The sequence below is a fragment of the Flavobacterium pygoscelis genome (assembly GCF_023162025.1).
Lineage (GTDB): Bacteria > Bacteroidota > Bacteroidia > Flavobacteriales > Flavobacteriaceae > Flavobacterium > Flavobacterium pygoscelis.
The window spans coordinates 1-4,698 of the sequence record NZ_JALNUB010000025.1 but is presented as its reverse complement, the minus strand read 5'-3'; the positions used below and the strand labels follow the sequence as shown (position 1 = coordinate 4,698).

Here is a 4,698-nt window from a genome sequence, read left to right as displayed (position 1 = left end):
TTCTTGTAACGACTGTTGGCAGTTCGGTTTTTTATTTATTCCAAAAATTGCGTCATATCTGTAAATTCATTTCCGTCATAATCAAACTTATAAATTCTATTTTCCCAATCTGTTGCAATTATGTATTTTTCATTTAGTTCAAAAATATCTGCTCCTTTTAAAGGTGTAAAAATATCAGCGCCACTTTTATGCCACAATATTTTCCCATTATTATCAAGTTTCGAAATTTCAATTTCTCCGTGTACAATATAAAAATCACTCTTTTTGTAAACCTCAAAACAGCAAATATCATCTGCTTTAGTTTTCCACATTAGTTTTAATTCAGGTAATGACAAGCAGAATATTTTATTTCCACAGCAAATTATTATTCTATTTTCTTCAATAACTTTTATGTTTTCGCTAATTCTGATTTTACCACCTTCTGAACCAATTACAATACTTTTTATTAACTTTTCATTTTCAAATAATTTGATGCAAAAGTAAGTTGAGATGTAATTATTCTCTGTTTCTAAATATTCAAAATCGTATTTATTTTTATTATCAGTAAAACCACTTTCAAATGTTTCTTCTGCAAAAATTTCAACTTTATATTTCCCGATTATTGTCATAATTTGCAACTTTCGTTTTCGTTCTACCAAACTGACTGCCAACGTCTTGGCGCTACAAGAAGTTTGGGATTAAAGATGCGAGATTTTTCTATTAAACACAAATTTTCCAAATACAAAACCATATTTAAATTAAGCCAAATGCCCAAATTTCTTGTAACGGCTGTTGTGCGATCGGCAGTTTATGTTTTATGTTTGACCATTGCTATTCATTCCAATTGTCATTTCCAAATTTAGTCAATATCATTCTTAATCATCTTCTTTTAATCTTAAAAAACTGAAAAAAAAATCGAAAAAAATTCTGTTTATCAACTTTCTGTTTTCTAATTCTATATTCAGCCAATTTTTCAAGTATCAATTTTCCAAGAACTTGATCAAAATCGAATTTTCAACTTTCCACATTCTACAAACTTAATCAGATTTCAATTTTCAAGTTTCTGATTTTCATAAACTTGAGTAAGTTATAATGTTGCGCTTAAAAACTCCAGAAAATAGGAAAAAACTCCGCTGTGAAATTTTCGATTTTCAGTTTTAAAGTTTTAATTCGTTCTTCTTCTGAGCGCTCCAACCTGTTGTCGCACAACGTCTGGCGGCTTGCAGAAGTGGCGAACTTCGTAACCGAGATTTTTCGGCTAAGATAAAATATCTTGCGAATGATAAACGTGAATTTACCACATATTTCGCCATTTATGCAAACCGCTGTTGTAGGCAGGTTTTTATTCCATTAAATCAATTTTATAACCGATTCCGATATCAAAAATTGGATATTCCTTATTATTGTCATAATTGATAGGTTTTTCTATTTGTTTCCAATTCGATTCTGTCCCGTAATCAAATCTGAAAAATGTATTAGAATTTTTGTCACTTGCTGTAATTGGAATATTTGGTAGAATCCATTTTATAAATTTTCTATCAGGAAATTTTTTATTGATGTCATAAGGCATTTCAGTAATTAATAAGTTATTTTCATCAACTTTTCCAATAAATGTTAATACAACAAACAAACCATTTTCGGGAATTTTAATGTTTTTTTCAAACGTTGAGATAAAAGAATCATTTAAAAGTTCTGAATTGATTATTTCATACTTATTGTAATCATATAATTTTTCACCGGGTTTATCATCTATAGATTTTAATATTTCTACTTTTATCAATGTTTTATATGGATATTTTTTTTCTGGATAAAAATCTTTTGTTGCATCGTTTGTCTTTTTAAATAAAGGAATTTCAATACTTTTTAAGAAGTTTATTTTGTTACCTGATGAATTTATTTTAAAAGCTAATTTTAAGCCGATTGCACTAAAAAACATTTCTTTGTAATTACTATGAATTTTAGGCTTTAAACTTATCGTTTTCAGTAATTTTAATTTTTCTTTTTTAATAACGATTTCATCTAATTTTATGATTTTTGGTTTTAAAAGTACAATTGAGTTATTTATTTTGTTCAAATCTATTTTTTTAGATTCATAAGATACGTGAGATATTTCAATTGAATTAATATTTAAATCAGAAATCATAATGTTACCCTTTTCATTTGAAAAAACACCAAAGCCATTTAGAAAATTCACATTAGCGTACTTTATTGGCAAGTTTGATATGCTATCTAAAACTAATATTTTTGTATTTTGTGAGTAAGAAAAATAAATATTAAATACTGCTAATAATGTAAATAAAAATTGTTTTTTCATTTTAAAATTTCTTTGTTAGTTTCAATTTTTCTCCTTTCTGCGATAAACTTGCCTACAACGTCTTGGCGCTTGCCGAGGTTGAGGACTTTTGAAACCGAGTATTTTCGGCTTAACGTAAATGTAATAAAAAAACGCTAATTCCACTAAATCCCCAATCTCGGCAAACGGCTGTTGTGCGTTCGCCTTTTTTATTGCGTAATTTTCTTACTATCACTTTTATTAGTCATCGAAATGGTGTCTTTATTTTTTTTTACAGAAGATTTTTCAATATAGACGGTGTCTTTGACAATTATCACTTTTGTGATCGGTTGAACTTGTTTTTCTGCTTGGTCAGTACTTAAATATGGGGTTATAATGCTGGCTATTAGTGCTATAATTGAAATAATCATAGCCTTTCGAGCAATATTAAGATTCATTTTCGAAGTGTCGTAATCAGCAAGTGTCAATCCTGCATCACCTTTAAGTATAAAATTGCAATCTAAATGATTATCTAAATCTTCTAGTTCCACTTTTTTGCCATCTTCTCCTTTATGATGAAAACTATCAAAAAACCATTGTTTCACAGCAATTTCAATACAACTGTTTTCAAAATCATAGCCGTCGTTTTCAAGCAAAGTTTTTACTTTATTATAAGAAACTCCTGTATCAATAAAAGTTTGTCCAATGCGAAGAATTTTAGCATATATAGCATTATTTTTCTTTATGTCGTTTATTACTTTATTATATTCTATCGCTGATATTTTCATTCTCTGTATTTCTATTAAGGTGACGCACAACGTCTTGGCGCTTGGCGAGGTTGGGGATTAAAGAAGCGAGTTTTTTCCATTAAACACTAATCTTCCAAGTACAAAACCATCTTCAAATTAAGCCTAAAACCCCAATCTCGCCAAACGGCTGTTACTAGCTGGCGCTTTATCCACAATGTTATTCATCATCATCTTCTTTCTGATAGCCTTCATAATAGTAGGATTGTTCAATTCCTTTAAAAATTACTTCTCTGTTATTTATTTCTTCGGTTAAGTTACTGTTTAATAAAGTTCTTAATTCCAAATCGTTAATTGGACTTCTTTCCATTGCTTGTAAATAAAGAGATTTATCCACATATTGCCAATTGACTAATTTTTTAAGTTTAGTTTTCAGAATCAGATCTAACCAAATTCGCATTGTTCTTCCGTTACCTTCCATAAAAGGATGAGCAATATTCATTTCTACATATTTGGCAATTATTTCTTCAAAAGTATTTTCAGGCATTTGCTCAATTTTGACTAAAATTTCATTCAAGTATAAAGAATTTGCAAATCTAAATCCACCTTTTGATATATTCTTATTACGTATTTTACCCGCAAAATCATATAATCCTTTAAATAAATAACTATGTATTTGATTTAAACCTTTAGTAGTTCCAATTTCAATTTTGTTAATATCATCTGACTCAAATAAGCGATACGCATTTTCTAAACTCTTTTTGTCAATGTTTTTCATCATAATTCAGATTTATTCAACTATTAATTTCTTTGTCAAAAATACTTTAAATGTTTGTGAATTACTTTAAAACTGATTATTTTTTAGAAGTTTTTTAGTGTTTTTATGCAGTTTTATATTCCGGTGCGGTGCGCTTGCTAGTAACGTTTTGGCGCTTGGAGAGGTTGGGGACTTTAAAGCAGAGTATTTTCTGCCGAAACGAAGATATGATGAAAAACGCAAATTCCACTAAAACCCCAATCTCTCCAAACGGCTGTTGGCAGTTCGGCTTTTTGTTTACTCCAATTTTCGGTTTCACTTCCGCACCGTTTTAAGTCGGAAGTAATTTTAAATTAATCATTATGTCAGACAAAAATAGAATTATCAAAAATTATATTCCAACAACAAGACAAACAAATAATTTCATTTGTAAATTAATTGATGAAACAGATTTCAATATGAAATATGAAAAAGAACTTTTACTAAAAATGATCAAATCACTTAATTTACATCCTCTTTTGACGAATGAAATTAATCTTCGTTTAGAAGCTAAATCTTTTTCACGTAAAGTTCAAGATTCAAAAATTCTCCGTCCATCAACTCAATTTTAAATTCTTCAATGGTGTATGAAAAATTATGTATATTAATAATTTTGTCGTCTTCGATAGAGCCAAATGAAATTAAAAATTTTTTAATATCGTCGCTTCCGCTAATTAAATCAAGCACTTTGTAATCACTGTTAATTTCTTCTATAAAAGTAATGTTAGATAATTTCATTTTAAATAGTTTTAATTATTCAGTCCGTTTTTTTAAGCTGACTGCCAACGTTTCGCGGCTTTGCGAGGTTGCGAACTTCGGAACCGAGTATTTTCTGCTAAGATAAAATTTCTCGCGAAAGATAAACGTGAATTAACCACATATTTCGCAATCTCGCAACACCGCTG

At 29.0% G+C, this 4,698-nt stretch carries 5 protein-coding genes; all 5 read right to left on the bottom strand.

Translation table 11 applies throughout. From position 1 onward, the window contains the following. Nucleotides 1-35: 35 nt before the first annotated feature. Nucleotides 36-608 carry a hypothetical protein gene (locus MW871_RS16050; RefSeq protein WP_248429372.1) on the bottom strand — a complete coding sequence of 191 codons (573 nt, stop codon included), beginning with the start codon at nucleotides 606-608 and terminating at the stop codon, nucleotides 36-38. A 713-nt stretch (nucleotides 609-1,321) separates the two neighbouring features. Continuing rightward, nucleotides 1,322-2,293, bottom strand: a complete 972-nt coding sequence (locus MW871_RS16045; RefSeq protein ID WP_248429399.1) for a carboxypeptidase-like regulatory domain-containing protein — start codon at nucleotides 2,291-2,293, stop codon at nucleotides 1,322-1,324. Between the two features lie 188 nt (nucleotides 2,294-2,481). After that, the gene (locus MW871_RS16040) at nucleotides 2,482-3,039 is read right to left on the bottom strand and encodes a hypothetical protein (protein WP_248429397.1); all 558 of its coding nucleotides are present in this window, start codon (nucleotides 3,037-3,039) and stop codon (nucleotides 2,482-2,484) included. Between the two features lie 178 nt (nucleotides 3,040-3,217). Continuing rightward, entirely contained in the window at nucleotides 3,218-3,778 is a 561-nt protein-coding gene (gene fic, locus MW871_RS16035) for a protein adenylyltransferase Fic (RefSeq protein WP_248429396.1), read from the bottom strand. Nucleotides 3,779-4,303: 525 nt separating this feature from the next. Next, a complete protein-coding gene (locus MW871_RS16030; RefSeq protein WP_248429393.1) occupies nucleotides 4,304-4,531 on the bottom strand; it encodes a hypothetical protein in 228 nt (75 codons plus the stop codon). Between the last annotated feature and the right edge of the window lie 167 nt (nucleotides 4,532-4,698).

Excerpts from the sequence above, each read along its gene's own strand:
- MW871_RS16045 (WP_248429399.1), bottom strand. The coding sequence starts at position 2,293 with ATGAAAAAACAATTTTTATTTACATTATTAGCAGTATTTAATATTTAT.
- fic (WP_248429396.1), bottom strand. The coding sequence starts at position 3,778 with ATGATGAAAAACATTGACAAAAAGAGTTTAGAAAATGCGTATCGCTTA.
- MW871_RS16030 (WP_248429393.1), bottom strand. The coding sequence starts at position 4,531 with ATGAAATTATCTAACATTACTTTTATAGAAGAAATTAACAGTGATTAC.
- MW871_RS16040 (WP_248429397.1), bottom strand. The coding sequence starts at position 3,039 with ATGAAAATATCAGCGATAGAATATAATAAAGTAATAAACGACATAAAG.
- MW871_RS16050 (WP_248429372.1), bottom strand. The coding sequence starts at position 608 with ATGACAATAATCGGGAAATATAAAGTTGAAATTTTTGCAGAAGAAACA.